Origin of the sequence: Paraburkholderia sp. JPY419, assembly GCF_050435705.1 — a bacterium.
GTDB lineage: Bacteria > Pseudomonadota > Gammaproteobacteria > Burkholderiales > Burkholderiaceae > Paraburkholderia > Paraburkholderia youngii.
On the sequence record NZ_JBNDKV010000004.1, the window covers coordinates 47,206 to 63,752 of the forward strand.

A 16,547-nucleotide genomic window follows, 5' to 3' on the forward strand; every position below is an offset into this window, starting at 1 on the left:
GTCCTGCTAAATAGAGGGTCTGTCCGTTGAGCATGTGACAAATTGGCCCTACAGTGCGTCTACTAAAAAACAGTCTGACCGTTCGGTTCAGCACACGGAGCGCACTATGGTCTATCAGATCACCCTCAATTTTGAAGACGGCGTAACTCGGCTTATCGACTGCGAAGACGGCGAGCGCATTACCGACGCCGCGATTCGCGCCAAACTCAATATTCCCCTCGATTGCCGTGACGGCGTGTGCGGTACCTGCAAGGCCGTATGCGAATCCGGCGAATACACGACGGGTGACTGCACGGATGAAGCCATCAGCGCGGAAGAGCTGGCCCAGCGCAAAGTCCTGACCTGCCAGATGAGCCCGAGGTCCGACTGCGTGATCCAGATCGCGTCGAGCTCGACGGGCAAGAGCGCTCGCATGCACCAAGGCCGTCTGACGTCGATCGAGCGCGTTTCGGAAAGCACCATTGCGTTCGCCGCCAAACTCGAAGACCGTGTTGGTCTCGAATTCAAGGCCGGTCAATACGTGAACGTGACGGTTCCGGGCACGGATCAGACCCGCAGCTACTCATTCTCCTCAGGGCCCCAAGACCGTGACGTCTCGTTCCTGGTGCGCAATGTGCCGCAAGGCCTGATGTCCACCTGGCTGGCCGAGAAGGCGAAGGTCGGTGCTGCGATCGAGTTCAAGGGTCCATACGGCGGTTTCTATCTGCGTGAAATCGGGCGTCCGGTTCTGATGCTGGCCGGTGGCACGGGGCTCGCACCGTTCCTGTCGATGCTTGACGAGGTCCTGAAGAGCGGCGGCAGCAAGTATCCGATTCACCTGATTCTGGGCGTGAATACGGACAACGATCTGGTGTGCGTTGATCAACTCGAAAGATACGCGAAGCTGATCCCCCGTTTCACGTACGCAACGGTTATCGCGGACAAGACGAGTGCTCACCCGCGTAAGGGTTGGGTCACCGATCACATCGAGGCCGCTCACCTCAATGACGGCGAAGTTGACATCTACCTGTGCGGGCCGCCCGCGATGGTCGATGCAGTAAGCAAGTATCTCAAGGACCAGAACGTGAATCCGACGAGTTTCCATTATGAAAAATTCGCTACGGCGGCGCCCGCACAAGCTGCTGCTTCGGCTGCGGCTTCCGTAGTCGTATCGCAAGCGGTGGATGCGCCCGTTTCGGCCTCGGACGCGGCCAGGGCTCTCGAACTGGACTTGCTGCTCGGTCGCCTGAACGCAGATCAGATCCAGAAGTTCGGGGCCTTCGCTGCGGCACAGAAGGCGCTGGTTCAAGCAACGGGCGATGATCAACTGGTCAAGCTGTACGCAGAATTCGCACAAGACGATTTCGTGATGAAGGCGCTGGCCAAGCACGTGAAGCATGATTCCGGGGCTATGTCGGCTCTGGCCGAAGAAGCCAAGGCCGGTGGTTGCCCGTTCCACGCGATGATCGACCAGGCGCCGGCGACCGCGCTCCCCCCATACTCGCATGAATTGAAGTGGCCCGAGGGTATGGAGCCGTTCAAGGTCGTTGACGACGGTTCGCAGGGCGACCCCTACGCTCACTACGAGTGGATGCGTGAAAACGCACCGGTTCTGCGCTGCCAGTCCACGACGTCCGACGTCTGGTTCCTCTCGCGTTACGAAGACGTGTTCAAGGCAGTCCGTAACACGAAGCTGTTCTCGTCGGAAGTGGTGAAGCCGGTGCCGCTCACGTTCCTCACGCTGTTTGACGGTGAAGCACACTCGCGTCTGCGCACGATTCTGCAACCGTCGTTTACGCCGCTGGCAATCGATCCGTTTGTTGAAGCGGTGACCGCACGTGCCAACGAACTGCTGGATGCGATGATCGCCAAGGGCGGTGGCGACGTGGTTCAGGACTTCTCGATTCCGCTGTCGATTCGCACGATTTCGGCCATGCTGGAAATTCCGGCAGAAGACGAAGAGAAGATGAAGTTCTGGTCGGACGAAACCTTCTCGTACTTCGGACGTATTGCACGTAACGCGCTGGGCACCGGTACCGATGAGCAGAGTGCTAACGATTTTTGGGAATACCTTCGCGTCCAAATGCTGAAGCTCATGAACACGGACAGCCAGTCGATTGGCGCGCACATCGCACGCATGTGGAAGGACGGGCTGCTCAGCGAGAAAGAGGCAAAGGAGCTGTGCTCGTTCGTGTTCATCGCCGGTCACGACACGACGACTATCCTGGTGGCCAACGCGTTCCGTATGATGGCCGAGCAGCCGCACCACCTCGAACGACTGCGCGCCAACATGGACGACTGCGAGAAGTTCGTGGAAGAGACGGCACGCTATCGTGGCACCGTTCAACGCGTGTCCCGCGTGACGACCGCTGATACGACGGTCGCCGGCGTTCACATCCCGAAGGGTTCGATCATCCGACTGCTGCTGTCCTCGGCCAACCGTGACTCGCGTAAGTTCCCGGACGGTGAGACGTTCAACATCGACCGCGATAACGAAGCACACATGGGCTTCGGAAACGGGATGCACAAATGCTTGGGTATGCCGCTGGCGAAGCTGGAGACGCTGCTGTCGGTGCGTGCGCTGGCACAGAAAGTGGGTTCGATCTCGCTCGATGCCACGAAGGAAATCAAGTACGTGCGTGGCAACAACTTGACGAACTCGGGACCGGAGCACCTGTTTGTCAAGCTCACGGGCCGCTAACCCAGCAGGAATCGATCTTGGGCAGTAGAACGATACTCGGTTGGCCGTTCTCCCACTTGTTTGCGGAAGAAACGGCCGAAGTAGGCTTCATCCTGGAATCCTAGTTCGTTGGCGATTTGCTTCACGCTCATCGTTGAATAGCCGAGTAGTCGTTTTGCTTCATGGATAGAACGTGCGTCGATAGCCTCGATCGCTGAAGTACCAAATGCAGCATGGCAGATTCGGGAAAGTTGGCCGGTGGTTACGCCCATGTCTTTGGCGTACTCACCGACTGCCCGACGTTCCCGACAGTGCTTGTCGAGTAGGGCGCGGAATTTTTCGATTCTATCGGCCAGTGTTCGTTGCTCGGGATTCGCAGCCAGTTTCGCACTTTCGCTAAGACGTCCAACCTTAACGAATAAAGCGATCATCCGTGCAGCACCCGCAGCGAGTGGCCAACGCGCGTCTACCAGCGTCTCTTGTCGGATCGATTGAAAAACGGTCTCTAGCGGGGCGCCCTTGTCAAGATTGAGTATTCCCGACAGAACTGCCGGAGTTCGAACGAATTCCAGTAGATCTGGGGCCAAGGCCATGATCACGGATTCGAGTGCTGGCTGAGCCGCCGTAACAACGTGTCCCTCAATGTCGTTCGCGAAGTGGAAGTTATGCACTGATTGTGCAGGGACCGTGATGAGGCAGGGGGCCTGAAATGTCCAGGTCCTGCCGTCAATCGAGGTCTCTCCACCACCGTGGGTGATGTATAGAACCTGGATGAGGGCACGGTGGACGTGAGGCTTGATTTCGAAGTCGAAAAGACTGGCACGTAGTGAGATAGGCTCGTAATGAACCATATCGTCATGAGGGGCATTGCTCTCCGCTCCGTAGAGCACGAAGTTCGAAATCGCATTTTGCTCCTGTTTCACGGTTTGTCCTGTTATTTGAGTGGTTTGTCCATTGTCACATAGTTGGCCTGCGTGTCAAATGGCGGAGCGATTCTCTATAGAAGTAACCTTTCCAAATAGTTGGGTATCCATATGAGTCAAGAAATCCAGAATCCGGTTCAGCCTGGGCTGCACCTGAATGGCAAGATTGTTGTCGTGACGGGCGCAGGCTCGGGTATCGGTGCCGGCATCGCACAGGCGTTCGCGCGCGTGGGGGCCCACGTTGCTCTCGTGGATAAAAACTTCGAAGGTGCGAAGGCCGTAGCCTCGTCGTTGCGTGATGAGGGTCTGCTTGCATTGCCGTTCGCTTGCGACGTATCGGATGAGAAGTCGGTAGCCGCTGCCGCTGACGATGTGCGTGCCACGATGGGTCCGGTCAACGCCCTGATCAACAATGCGGGCTTGCTCCGCGCAGGTTCGCTGGAAACGGTTTCGATCGAGGACTGGAATCTCTCGCTGTCCGTGAACCTGACGGGCTACCTGCTGTGCGCTCGTTCGTTCGGCAAGGATATGCTGGCCGCAGGCAAGGGCAGCATCGTTCACGTGGCTTCGATCGCAGCACTCAATCCGCAAACGAATAGCGGTTCGTATTCGCCGGGTAAGGCAGGTGTGCTCCTGCTCTCGCGCCAACTGGCAGCAGAGTGGGGCCCCCGCGGTGTGCGCTCGAACTGCGTGCTCCCGGGCATGATCCGTACTGCACTGTCGGCCAAGTTCTATGAAGAGCCGGGCTTCGAAGAGCGTCGTGCGCAAGTCGTGGCCTCGCGTCGTATCGGTGAACCGGAAGATCTGGCAGGACCCGCACTGTTCCTGGCCTCGGACCTCGCGGCCTACGTCAACGGCGCAGAGATTCTCACCGATGGCGGTCTGAACTGCATGCTCATGGACCAGGTTCCACGTCCTGGTTTCAACGCAGTGCCTGCAAAGTAATCAACAACAACAAGGAAGTCAGACATGACGAAGATAACTTGCGATTTGGTGGTCGTTGGTTCCGGTGCAGCCGGACTTGCTACGGCAATCACTGCAAAGAAGCGCGGCCTCAATGTTGTGGTCGTGGAAAAGGAAGCAGTGTTCGGTGGCACAACCGCGCTGTCAGGCGGCGTTCTCTGGATTCCGCTCTCCCACTATGGCCGTAAGCAGAATCAGGCAGACTCGGTAGAGAAGGTCAAGCAGTACCTGCAGGAAGAAGCGGGCAAGAATTACGACGACGCTGCTGTCTCGTGCTTTATCGAGAACGGCGCGAAGATGGTGGACTTCTTCGAGAAGGAAACCGAAACGAAGTTCGTACCCACGATGTATCCCGATTACAACCCGCATAAGCCAGGTGGACAGGATATCGGGCGCTCGATTTTGGCCGCACCGTACGACATTCGTGGCCTCGGCAAGGACATGAATCGTCTGAAGCCGCCGCTCGAAACGATCACGTTCATCGGCATGATGTTCAATTCGAGCAATGCCGACCTCAAGCATTTCTTTCAGGCAACGAAGAGCTTCAAGTCATTCTGCTACGTGGCAAAGCGTCTGGCCACACACGTCAAGGAACTGACGCTCTATCGTCGCGGCATCAACGTCACGAGTGGTAATGCGCTGGCCGCACGGCTCGCGGCCTCGGCGCTGAAGCTCGGTATTCCGATCATGACCTCGACGCCGGTTCGTGGTTTGCTGACCGAAAATGGCAAGGTCACGGGCGTGCGCGCTGTGGGCTCGGACGGTGAAGTCCAGATCGTGGCAAAGCACGGTGTCGTGCTCGCAGCAGGCGGCTTCCCTCACGACGTCAAGCGACTGGCCCAAGTCTACCCGCACGTCAAGAATGGGGGCACCCACTTGAGCCCGACTCCGGAAAGCAATACCGGTGACGGCGTCAACATGGCCGAGAAGGCTGGTGCAGCACTGGGTATGGGCTATGCCGACGCCAGCGCATGGATGCCGGTGTCGAAGGTGCCGCTCAGTGGTGGTCGTACCGGCGTGTTCCCGCACCTGCTGGACCGCTACAAGCCTGGCATTATCGGTGTGCTGTCCAATGGCAAGCGCTTCACCAACGAATCAAATTCGTACCACGACGTTGGTGCAGCACTGATGCGTGTATGCGAAGGCAAGCGTGAAACCGCGATGTGGCTCATCTGCGACAAGGATGCGCTGGCGAAATACGGTCTGGGCTACGTCAAGCCTGCACCGATGCCGACCGGTGGTCTGATCAAGAAGGGCTACCTGATCAAGGGCAAGACCCTGCGTGATCTGGCGAAACAGTGTGGTATCACCGCGGACACGCTGGAAAAGACGGTCGCTGAATACAACAAGGGCGCGGTCGTCGGCCAGGATATGCAATACGGTCGCGGCACGACGGCGTTCAACCGCTATCTTGCTGACCCGGAAAACAAGCCGAATCCGTGTGTCGCACCGGTCCAAAACGGTCCGTTCTACGCGGTCAAGGTGCTGATGGGCGACCTCGGTACGTTCGACGGCATCGAAACTGCGGTCACGGGCGAAGTACTGCGTAAGGATGGTTCGCAGATCGAAGGTCTGTACGCAGTGGGTAACGACCGCAAATCAATGATGGGCGGTGCTTATCCGGGCGCTGGTATTACCCACGGTCCGAACATGACGTTTGGCTACGTCACGGGCAACACGATTGCAGACAAGGTGAATGGGAAGGGCGCATGGTAAATCTCGCAAAGCCGCTGGTCGATCACCGGACGTACACGATCGCACTTCGCAAGATGCCGGAGTTTCTGGAAGTGTTCAATCGATTGGCCATGCCGATTCTGCTCGAAACGCTGGGCCATCCTTTGGGTTTTTGGACCTCGATGGTTGGGCCACAGAATCAGTTCACCCATTTGTGGGGCTATGAGGATCTGGCCGACTACGAGCGCCGTTGTCGAGCCCGTGACACACACCCGGACTTCCCCAAGTATCTGGCAGCGTCGGGCCATCTGATTACCGCGCAAACGACCCAGCTTATTCGCGCTGCATCGATGCCCGGCGTCGCAAAATAACAGCATTGCAGCTGGGGTCTGGTGAAGCAATAAGGTATACGACTTATTAATGGACGAGTCCACGCTGGGCCCCGGTATAACTTAGGTGAAGTGCAGGTTCCACTGACCGTGATTGACAGAAAACGCTGCCTTATACGAGTGCCATAAAACCCCGGAGAAAACTCGTCGGTAAGCAGTTGACCTCCGAAGTGTTCGGCGGTGCCAACAGGAGCGAAGCGCGTGGTTTGCACGTTCGATCCTGCGGTCGCATAGCGGTGAACATCCGTACAGGTCGCGTGACCGTGCACGGAAACGGCAAGCACTGTCCTGTCCGCAATTGCACACTGCGCGAAAAGGGCGGTTACCTGCTTTGAGGAAAACGGCCGGGACACTCAACTCAGCCCTGATCGACGGCTTGCTCGACGGTGGGCAATGGACGGGTAGCGATCTTTTCCGCCTCCGCGCGCTTCAGTCCGAGCGTTTGCAGCAACATTGCTGCCGTGCGCTCGGGAAAATGCTCGCCGCTAAAGCCCAGTTCTGTCAGCACGCCCGCCGTGCTCGCGCCCGGCACGACGAAGTTCAACTCGGCGGCGATGGCACACAGAACCGTGCCGCCCACTGCGAGAAATCCGATGAACGGGTCCGCCACCACGAACCGCTTCGCCGCAATCCCGTTGCCGATGTCGCGCAACATTCGCTGACCGAGTCCGCGGCTCATCGCGCGCGCAGAAAACCCTTCACGGATCAGAAAACGTCTCCACACGGAATCATGCGCGCCCGAAGGACCGTATGGCGCACCGAGACGGCGACTACTTCTGCGAGGTCGGAAACGCCGCCTGTAAGGCGATCGAGCATGTTCGCGAATTCTTCAAACACGTTGTCGACAAGCGTCGCATAGATCGCTTCCTTCGATTCAAAGTGGTTGTAAAACGAGCCGAAGCCCACGCCGGCAGCCTCCGTGATTTCGTTGATCGCCATGCCCTCCATGCCCTTTTCGGCCATCAGCCTGAGAGCAGCATCGAGCAGGCGGGCTCGCGTCTCACGCTTGCGGCGCGCGCCCCGCGGCTCCCGTTCTTCGGCAACGGGAGCGGTGGCGAAGAACGCCGCAATGGTGGAACGCTTGCCTGCCCGGCGATTTGTCGTGTTGGTCATCGTGATTCCCGATCTGGACATACCGCGCAGTAGATTCGAATCTCTATATTGACAAAATCATCACCGATGAGTTTAATGTCATCAACGGCTTCGATCAACCGATTCGACAGAACCGATGGAGTGACCATGGAGACAGCAGCCAAAAACGGCGGGATCGCGCGCGCCCCGCATTGTCCTGCCCGCCCGCCGATGCGGGCATGCCGCCAGTAAGGCGTCTTTCGAAGCCGAATCGGCCATCGCGACCCCCTGTTCAGATTCCGACATGAAACTGACTACTGCACAGCCCGCTCGTCATCCACATCCAACTGCAAAAGCGACCGCATTGGCCTATCTGGTATTCGAGCGGCCGGACCTCGAACAAGCGGAGCGTTTTCTCAACGACTTTGGGCTTCGAACGGTATCGCGGGACGAGGCGCTGCTCCTTCTGCGCGGGACAGACACTTCGCATTTTTGCTATGTAGTGCGTAGGGCGTCGAAAGCGCGGTTTGTGGGGTTCGGCCTGCAATTCGGCAGCCGCGAGGAGCTTGATGCGCTGGCGAAGCTGCCGGGCGCGTCCGATGTTGAAAACTCCGCGCTAGCGGCCGGCGGCTACGTGGTGCGGCTGACAGACCCTTCCGGTTTCGCTATCGATGCGATATGGGGCCAGGCACCCGCGTCAGCCTTGCCGCACCGCCTTCCGTTGCCATTCAATTCCGTCGATGCCACCGTTCGCGTCAACGATACGCAGCGGCCGCCCGAGCGCGCTCCAGAGGTCATCCGGCTAGGGCATGTCGTACTCGAAGTCGCCGACTTTCAGGAAACCTGTGCCTGGTACACGCGGCACTTCGGGTTTATCCCTAGCGACGTGCAGGTGCTTCCCGACGGCTCGCCGGCGGTCGCGTTCATGCGTCTCGATCTTGGCGTCAATCCGGCCGATCATCACACGCTCGCTCTCGCTCAGGGATTCGCCGCGACCTACAGCCACAGCGCTTATGAGCTCATCGACGCGGACGCGGTCGGTATGGGTCAGCGCGTTCTGCGCGACAGTGGCTGGACGCACGCGTGGGGGATCGGCCGACATATCCTCGGCAGCCAGATTTTCGACTACTGGCAGGACCCGTGGGGCGACAAGCACGAACACTATTGCGACGGCGACCTGTTCACGTCAGGAGAGCCGACGGGGATTCATGCCGTGAGTCGGGAGGCAATGGCTCAGTGGGGGCCGACCATGCCGCGCAGCTTCACGAAGCCCAGATTCACGCCGACGAGCGTTGTGGTGCTTTTCAGAAACCTGCGTAACAGCCCTGACCTGACTCTGAGCAAGCTGCGAACGCTGGCAAAGATTTTCGCCTGAGCCCAGGCATCCCTACTGATCCGGAGAATTGAACAATGGCACTTCACGTCCTGCATTATCTTCATCATGGCCGTGCCCAGTGGGGCGTGGTCGCGGAGGGCGCCATCACGCCGATTCCAGGCGAGTACGAGTCGACCGCTGCGTTCATCGAGGCCAATCCGGTGGAGCGGCTCATGATACTCAGCGGTCCATCGATTCCCGAATCGGAGGTGCAGTGGCTGTCGCCCATTACCGCCGACCAGCAGTTCATCTGCCAGGGCGCGAATTACCGCCAGCATATGATCGAGTCCGGCATGGACCCAGACGTCAAGAAATTCAACATGATTTTCACGAAGGCACCGAGCTGCATCGTTGCGGCGGACTCGGCCATCGTGAAACCACGCGCGGTGCGATTCCTCGACTATGAGATCGAACTCGGTCTCGTGCTCAAACGCGATATCACGTCGGCTGAAACTGTCACCGAGGAAAACCTGCACGAGTACATCGCGGGCGTTGTGATCGTCAACGATTATTCAGCGCGTGATATCCAGATTCCGCAGATGCAGTTTTACAAGGGCAAAAGCTTTCGGACATTTGGCCCTGTCGGCCCTTATCTTTGCCTGCTCGAGAAGCATGACATTCCGAAACTGAAAGAGCTCGTGCTGACGCTGACGGTCAACGGAACCGTCCGCCAGAACGACACTACTGCTGGCCTTGTCTATGGCCCGGCAGAGACTCTGACTGAGCTTTCCCGTGTGCACGACCTGCGCACGGGTGACCTCCTTGCAACCGGCACACCATCGGGATGTGCGCTGAGCATTCCTTCGCAGGAGAAGCAGCGCGCTGCGGCGCAGTTGCCCGAAGAAGAAAAATGGCGGCTTTTCCTGAAGATGCAGGAGGACAGGCCTCAGTATCTTCAGGTCGGAGACGTTGTCGAGGCATGGATTGTCAGCCTCGATCGCTCAATCAACCTGGGCGTGCAGCAAAACGTCGTCGTTGAAGAGGCAGTATGAAAGACGCCGCAAAAGGACAGGATGTACTCGCTATCGAAGCATCGGGACAACTGCCGGAGCTTCCGTCGAGCACCTACGAAATGATCTGCAGGGGCGCTGCCATCAATCCATCGGCGCCCGCGCTTTCCTTCTTTCGAACAGCCGATGACTATGCCAGCCCGGAGTGCTGGACGTACAGCGACCTGTTGCGTGATATCACGCGCACCGCAAACATGCTTTCGCGGCTGGGCGTGGAAAGGAACACCGTCATCGCCTATATGCTGCCGAATCTGCCAGAGACACACTTCGTGATCTGGGGAGGCGAAGCGGTGGGAATTGTCTGCGCTATCAATCCACTGCTTGAAAGCGAAGCCATCGGCGAATTGCTGAAGGCATCGGGTGCCAGCGTGCTCGTAACGCTCGCGCCGTTCCCCGGGACTGAACTATGGAAAAAAACGCAAGCGGTGTTGCATCATGTTCCCGCCATAAAAGATCTGGTGCTCGTTAATTTGGCCGACCGGATACCGGGGGAAAAAGGATTGGCAGCTCGGATACTGCAACGTGGCGAAACCGCAAGTCTGCATGGTAAAGGCGGCGTGCGCAGCGCGGTTCCCGCGCAGATCCGGATCCATGATTTTGGCACCGCAATAGCGAACGAGTCAGGAATATCGCTCGACGACTCGCCCTCGGCGCGGATCGACGATATCTCGTCCTGCTTCTGCACGGGCGGCACCACGGGACTGCCGAAGATCGCGATGCGCCGGCACCGTAATGAGGTTGCCAATGCGTGGAACGCGGGTCGGTTTCTCGGCGAAAGCATCGGTCCCGGCAAAACGATATTTTGCGGACTGCCGCTATTTCATGTGAATGCCGTGATGGTGACAGGGCTACTGGCGTTCTCGCGCGGCGCTCATGTCGTTCTCGGCACGCCGGAAGGATATCGCGGCGACGGTGTTGTAAAGCGTTTCTGGGAAATCGTTGAACATTACCGCATCAATTTCTTCAGCGGTGTGCCAACGCTCTACGGGTCACTGCTCGAGGTTGCTATTGGCGAGCACGATATCAGCTCGCTTGAGTATGGGCTGTGCGGTGCCGCGCCGATGCCAGTCGAATTGCTTCGCAATTTCGAGCATCGCACGGGGATCCAAATCCTCGAAGGCTACGGACTCACTGAAGGCGCCTGCGTGAGCAGCGTTAATCCGCCGCGTGGTGAACGCAGGGCGGGCTCGATTGGCCTTTGCCTTCCTGGTCAGGCTATGAAGGTCGTAGTGGCCGATGAGGCCGGCCGGTATACACGAGATTGCGCGGCAGACGAAGTCGGCCAACTGGTGATCTCCGGACCGAATGTGTTCGTTGGATATTCCAGGCCAGAGCAGAACAGTGGGATCTGGATGGACCTCGGCGACGGCGAACGTTGGCTCAATACCGGCGATCTCGGGCGCCGCGATGCCGACGGATACTTCTGGCTCACGGGCCGGAAAAAGGAGCTGATCATTCGGGGCGGTCACAACATCGACCCTGCGGCTATCGAAGAAGCCTTGCATCGTCATCCGGCGGTACAGATCGCCGCCGCGGTGGGCCGGCCCGACGCGCATGCGGGCGAGTTGCCGGTTGCCTATGTCCAGCTCAAACCAGGCGTCACGACAACCGAAGCGGAACTGGCCGCATTCCTGCGCGCCAGCATCAGCGAGCGGGCTGCGCTTCCGAAAGGAATCCGCGTCATCGATACGATGCCGCTGACAGGCGTCGGCAAGATCTACAAGCCGGCGCTGAAATGGCGAGAAATGGCGGACGCATTGCAATCCGCACTCGTTGAGGCCGGCGTCAACGATGCAGCGGTGAGTATCGTCGAAGACACCGCTCGCGGGCTGACGGCTCGTGTCGAGCTCAACAGCGTCGAGTTCGAAGAACTGGCGCGCGCGACGCTGGCGCGCTTTCCATTCGGCTTTTCGCTGTCCGTCGCGGCGAGCCCGGGCGGTAACGCGGGTCGCGCCTGAACGCCAGTGGCATTGGTTATCGAGCAAGAGCAGTGGCTTTTGGTTGGAGAGGAAGATGGGTATTGCATCGGAAGCGACGTTGCGATCGCTTGTTGAAAAATGGCTCGGTCCCATTTCGGCAACGCCGCTGCGGATTACCCGATCGGGTCGCGCGCAGTCGAATCAGGGAGTCTTCGTACACATCGAACTGGTTCTGCGGGGGGAAAGGCTCGGCCTGTTCTTCTTCCGGCATTCCGATGGTTCGTGGCGGGTCTTCCCGCCGGAGGCTGCGCGCCCGTCAATGCGCGTTCACTGACATAACCGGTTATCGAGATCGCGTCGGAATCTCACGCCAGGCATAGACATGTAACCGGACGCTGTTTCTGGTGGCACGAAGAAGAAGCGCGGTGGAAGGCATCATAAGAGACGCGCGAAAGCACCTCATTTAATTTAGTACGACTGCATAAGAAGCGGGCCTGATGTCGTTCGATGCAATCGAACGAGAGCCATGCCGACACCAGGCGGTCACGGGCGCCCCATGCAGCGCCCTGATCGGCAGGCGACAAAAAAAGTATTCAGCCAATGAGACAGGAGAAGACACGTGATGAAAGTCAGGAGAACGGTTCGTTCCGCTGGTTTTGCGGTGTGCCTCTGTGCGGCCGCGCTTGCTGGTAATGCGAACGCGCAGACGGCTGGGAGCTTTACTGTGGCGACCGGATGGCTCCACGTCGCACCGCAGAGTAGTGCAACGCCGCTGACCGTGGAAAGCGTGGGTGGAATGACAGTGAATCAGCAACTGCCCGGTACTGGGGCGCACGCGACGTCCACGGACACAATGGGGATCACGACCGAGTACTACGTCACCGACCACATCGGCGTTGCGACGCTCATCGGGCTCCCCCTGACGGTGGATCTGGTCGGGGATGGCGCGCTCGCGAAGTATGGCACTCTGGGCTCGACGCGGCCGATTCCGCCCGCGCTTGTCTTTCGATATCACCTGCTTTCCGCCCAGTCGAAGTTCCGTCCTTTCATCGGCCTGGGCGTGAACTATACGTGGTTCACCCAGGTGCGTACGACTAACAGTCAATTTGTCACTGACAGTCTGGGACCGGGCGGGTCGGCGCACGGATCTCTCAGTTCATCCTGGAACCCGGTATTCGAGATCGGGGCTTATTACGCGATGACGAACCACTGGTCCGTGGGTGTCAGCGTCGGTTACGTTCCTGTAAAGACCCACCTTACGCTGGACGGGACTACGGCTAAAGGGACGCAAATCGTTTCGACATCGACGATCCGTCTCAATCCCGTAAATGTCTTCCTGAATGTCGCCTATACCTTCTAACGCCAAAGGACAGCGTTTCAGGCGCCGGACACGGTGCAACACGTTCAACCAGTTTAGAGGTTCAAATGCACAACAAAGCGAGCAAATGCGGCGCTTCGAAACACGCTGATGACGCCCGGAAAGCCGTAACGCTGCGGCGTACGGGTCCGCTCGCGCACGCGGGAGTAGCAGTTGCGCACGCGTTCTGGCCATCTCCTGCTTCAATGTTCCAATTCGGGTGAAACGATGAAGCGACAAGTGCTCAAATCGATTCTGTTCGCGCTGCCCAAAGTACTCGACCTGACGGCACGCCGCTTTCCCGCCTATCGTCAGCGCCTCAAGGAGCGGGACATCGTCGCCCAGATCGGGCTGATGGACCGGAGCCTCGGCCGCGTCGTCGAAATCAGGAACGGCCGCATCCGATCGCGCGCTTGCACAGGTTGGCAAGCCGACGTGAACATTCTGTTCAAAGACGTCGGCACGGCCCTGAAATTCCTTTCCCCACGGCAGGACCATGCTGAAATTATTCATGCGGCAAAGAACTTCAAGGTGGTGACGGAAGGCGACGATGAACTGCTGGTGTGGTTCATGCAAACGCTCAGTATGATGCAAACCATTGGACTGCCGATGGGCACGCCAATGCGGGACGGCACACGCCGGTACACGACCTGCACGAACGGTGGCCCATTGTTCGTGTACGTGAAGGATGGTCGCATCGTTCGGGTGACGCCCATCGATCTGGACGCCAAGGACGCCGCCAGCTGGGAAATCGAGGCGCGCGGGCGCCGCTTCAGCCCGCCACGGCGAGGCCTCGTTGCACCGCACGCATTGGCGATCAAGTCGCTTGTCTATTCCGACAAACGGATTCTTCATCCGTTGAAGCGCGTTGATTTCGACCCTGACGGCGAGCGCAATCCGCAGAACCGCGGCAAGTCGGGCTACATGCCGATCAGCTGGGACGAGGCGCTGGACATCGTCGCGAAAGAAATCAACCGGCAGAAGCGTGTTCACGGTCCCGGCTCGATTACGTTCCCCATGTCGTCGCATCATCAGTGGGGGAACATCGGCTACTACCTCAGCGCGCTCACCCGCTTCGCCAATCTGATTGGCTTCACTCGGGTTGCCGCGAATCCAGACAGCTGGGAAGGCTGGTACTGGGGTGCGATGCATCACTTCGGCAATTCGATGCGCGTCGGTGTGCCGTCAGGCTATGGCGGCATTGAAGACTGCCTGAAGGAGGCGGAAATGATCGTCTTCTGGTCTTCCGATCCGGAAAGCACTAACGGGGCGTATGCGGGATTCGAGGGTACGCCGCGGCGCCTGTGGGCCAAAGAACTGGGCATCGAGTTCGTTCACATCGACCCACACTGCAATCCGACCGCGCAGTTGCTGGGCGGGCGTTGGATTCCCATTCGACCGCAAACCGATGCCGCTCTCGCGACCGCGATCATGTACGTTTGGGCCGTGGAGGGCTTATACGACGAGGACTACGTTGCCAACCGCACGACCGGCTTCGACGAGTGGCGCGCCTATCTGCTGGGCGATACGGACGGCGTGGCGAAGACGCCCGAATGGCAACAGTCCGAGACCGGCGTGCCCGCGAAGGATGTACGGGCGCTCGCTCGCCTGTGGGGAAAAAAGAAGGTCTATCTCTCTGTCGGCATGACAGGCGCGGGCTTCGGCGGGGCAGGACGCGGCGCGACCGGGGCGCAATGGGCGCGCTGCATGATCATGATGATGGCGATGCAGGGGTGGGGTAAGCCGGGCGTCAATTTTGGGTGTCTGCAGTTGGGTGCTCCGCACGACCTCCACTTTTATTTTCCCGGCTACGCGGACGGCGGGATGTCCGGCGACCTTGCGTGGACCGCCAATGCCGTCAACAACTATCAGCGCATGCCGCACATCCTGACGATGAATCCCGTCAAACAGATGGTCCCGCGGCAGCAGCTACCCGATGCCATCATCAACGGCCATGCGACGGGATACCTGTGGGACGGTATGTCTCAGGAAGCGCAGTTCGCGCCGTTCAGCTACCCGATGCCGGGCTATTCACCGATCCACATGATCTATCGCTATGGTGGCTCTTCCTTCAGCACCGTCACGAAGTCTGGACGCTGGGCCGATGCTTATCGACATCCCAGCATCGAGTTCGTGGTGAACCAGTCGATCTGGATGGAAGGGGAGGCGCAGTTCGCCGACATCATTCTGCCGGCCTGCACGTCGTTCGAGCGATGGGACATCGGCGAGTGGTCGAATTCGGGTGGGTACGCGCATCATGGCTTCAACACCGTCAATCATCGTATGGTGACGATGCAGCACAAGTGCATCGAGCCTCTGGGCGAATCCCGCTCGGACTACGATATCTTCGCCGCCATTCTGACCCGTCTTGGGCTTGGCGGCGTCTTCACCGAGGGCTGCGGCGAACTCGATTGGGTCAAGCGAGTATACGAATCGGCGGATCTGCCAGATCACGTTTCTTGGCGCGAATTCTGCCGCAAGGGCTATTTCGTCGTACCGCCCGAAAAGCGGGAATTGCGCCATCCCGTGGACATGCGCTGGTTCGCGGAAGGTCGTCGCAAGGATCTGCAAGAACCGCATCCCATGCCGTCGCAGTATGCCGAAAAATTCGGCATGGGCCTGCAGACGCCGAGCGGCAAGCTCGAGTTCATACCCGAGTTGCTGAAGCGGCACACCGCCGACAACCCCGAGCGGCCCGCACTGAACCGGTATATCCCGTCGTGGGAAGGTCTGCGCTGCGAGCGGGCCGGGCGCTATCCGCTGCAATTAATCGCAACTCACAGCCGCTACAGTTTTCATACCCATTGCGACGGCAAAAATTCGTCAGTCAACAGCGTCGAGGATCATCGTGCGCTGATCGGCGGGCATCGCTTCTGGCTGCTGAGGCTCGGGTTCGCAGACGCGGCCGCGCGGGGCATTGCTCATCGTGACCTCGTCAAGGTCTACAACGACCGCGGCGCCGTAATCTGTGCGGCTGATGTATCTGCTCTGTTGACCCCAGGCGTCGTCAAGTCATACGAGGCGAGCGCGGAATTCCAGATGATCGAAGTAAACGGCGAACGTGTCGAGATCGGCGGCTGCATGAACATGCTCACGCCCGACCGCTCGCAAACGGCAGGCACCAGCAGCATGAGTCCAAACTCATGCCTCGTGCAGGTCGAAAAATGGAAAGGCGCCGATGCGTTCCTGCTCGGTCGTGCAGCGTGA

General features: G+C 59.0%; 11 protein-coding genes and 1 pseudogene. 10 read left to right on the forward strand and 2 right to left on the reverse strand.

Features of this window, described 5'->3' with window-relative positions:
• Positions 1-106: 106 nt before the first annotated feature.
• Complete coding sequence (benC, locus tag QFZ91_RS28685) at positions 107-2,680, forward strand: benzoate 1,2-dioxygenase electron transfer component BenC (protein WP_429569201.1); 2,574 nt, start codon at positions 107-109, stop codon at positions 2,678-2,680.
• Here benC and QFZ91_RS28690 read toward each other — a convergent pair.
• Complete coding sequence (locus tag QFZ91_RS28690) at positions 2,677-3,582, reverse strand: helix-turn-helix domain-containing protein (protein ID WP_429569202.1); 906 nt, start codon at positions 3,580-3,582, stop codon at positions 2,677-2,679. The two genes, benC and QFZ91_RS28690, sit on opposite strands and share 4 nt — an antisense overlap.
• A 111-nt stretch (positions 3,583-3,693) precedes the next feature.
• Here QFZ91_RS28690 and QFZ91_RS28695 point away from each other — a divergent pair, with 111 nt between their 5' ends.
• Genes QFZ91_RS28695 through QFZ91_RS28705 form a run of 3 tightly spaced genes read left to right on the forward strand, consistent with a single transcriptional unit; the run spans position 3,694 to position 6,590 of the window.
• A complete protein-coding gene (locus QFZ91_RS28695; RefSeq protein ID WP_429569203.1) occupies positions 3,694-4,527 on the forward strand; it encodes an SDR family NAD(P)-dependent oxidoreductase in 834 nt (277 codons plus the stop codon).
• Positions 4,528-4,551: 24 nt separating this feature from the next.
• Positions 4,552-6,261 (forward strand): FAD-dependent oxidoreductase, encoded by a 1,710-nt coding sequence (locus QFZ91_RS28700; RefSeq protein ID WP_429569204.1) that lies wholly within the window; start codon positions 4,552-4,554, stop codon positions 6,259-6,261.
• Positions 6,255-6,590 carry an NIPSNAP family protein gene (locus QFZ91_RS28705; protein WP_176379462.1) on the forward strand — a complete coding sequence of 112 codons (336 nt, stop codon included), beginning with the start codon at positions 6,255-6,257 and terminating at the stop codon, positions 6,588-6,590. Before QFZ91_RS28700 ends, QFZ91_RS28705 begins: the two co-directional genes overlap by 7 nt.
• Before the next feature lie 376 nt (positions 6,591-6,966).
• Here QFZ91_RS28705 and QFZ91_RS28710 read toward each other — a convergent pair.
• Positions 6,967-7,721 (reverse strand): annotated as a pseudogene (locus tag QFZ91_RS28710) (TetR/AcrR family transcriptional regulator).
• Positions 7,722-7,983: 262 nt separating this feature from the next.
• Between QFZ91_RS28710 and QFZ91_RS28715 the strand changes: the two are divergent.
• From QFZ91_RS28715 to QFZ91_RS28740, 6 genes are all read left to right on the forward strand, one after another.
• Positions 7,984-9,054, forward strand: coding sequence for a VOC family protein (locus QFZ91_RS28715; protein WP_429569205.1), 1,071 nt, complete (start codon positions 7,984-7,986; stop codon positions 9,052-9,054).
• Between the two features lie 35 nt (positions 9,055-9,089).
• Complete coding sequence (locus QFZ91_RS28720; RefSeq protein WP_429569206.1) at positions 9,090-10,046, forward strand: fumarylacetoacetate hydrolase family protein; 957 nt, start codon at positions 9,090-9,092, stop codon at positions 10,044-10,046.
• Positions 10,043-12,022: an acyl-CoA synthetase gene (locus QFZ91_RS28725; protein WP_429569207.1), complete on the forward strand. Its 1,980-nt coding sequence runs from the start codon at positions 10,043-10,045 to the stop codon at positions 12,020-12,022. The genes QFZ91_RS28720 and QFZ91_RS28725 overlap by 4 nt, the downstream gene beginning before the upstream one ends.
• Before the next feature lie 55 nt (positions 12,023-12,077).
• Positions 12,078-12,317 (forward strand): hypothetical protein, encoded by a 240-nt coding sequence (locus QFZ91_RS28730; RefSeq protein ID WP_176379466.1) that lies wholly within the window; start codon positions 12,078-12,080, stop codon positions 12,315-12,317.
• Positions 12,318-12,605: 288 nt separating this feature from the next.
• Positions 12,606-13,343 (forward strand): OmpW/AlkL family protein, encoded by a 738-nt coding sequence (locus QFZ91_RS28735; RefSeq protein WP_429570894.1) that lies wholly within the window; start codon positions 12,606-12,608, stop codon positions 13,341-13,343.
• Positions 13,344-13,568: 225 nt separating this feature from the next.
• The gene (locus QFZ91_RS28740) at positions 13,569-16,547 is read left to right on the forward strand and encodes a molybdopterin-dependent oxidoreductase (protein WP_429569208.1); all 2,979 of its coding nucleotides are present in this window, start codon (positions 13,569-13,571) and stop codon (positions 16,545-16,547) included.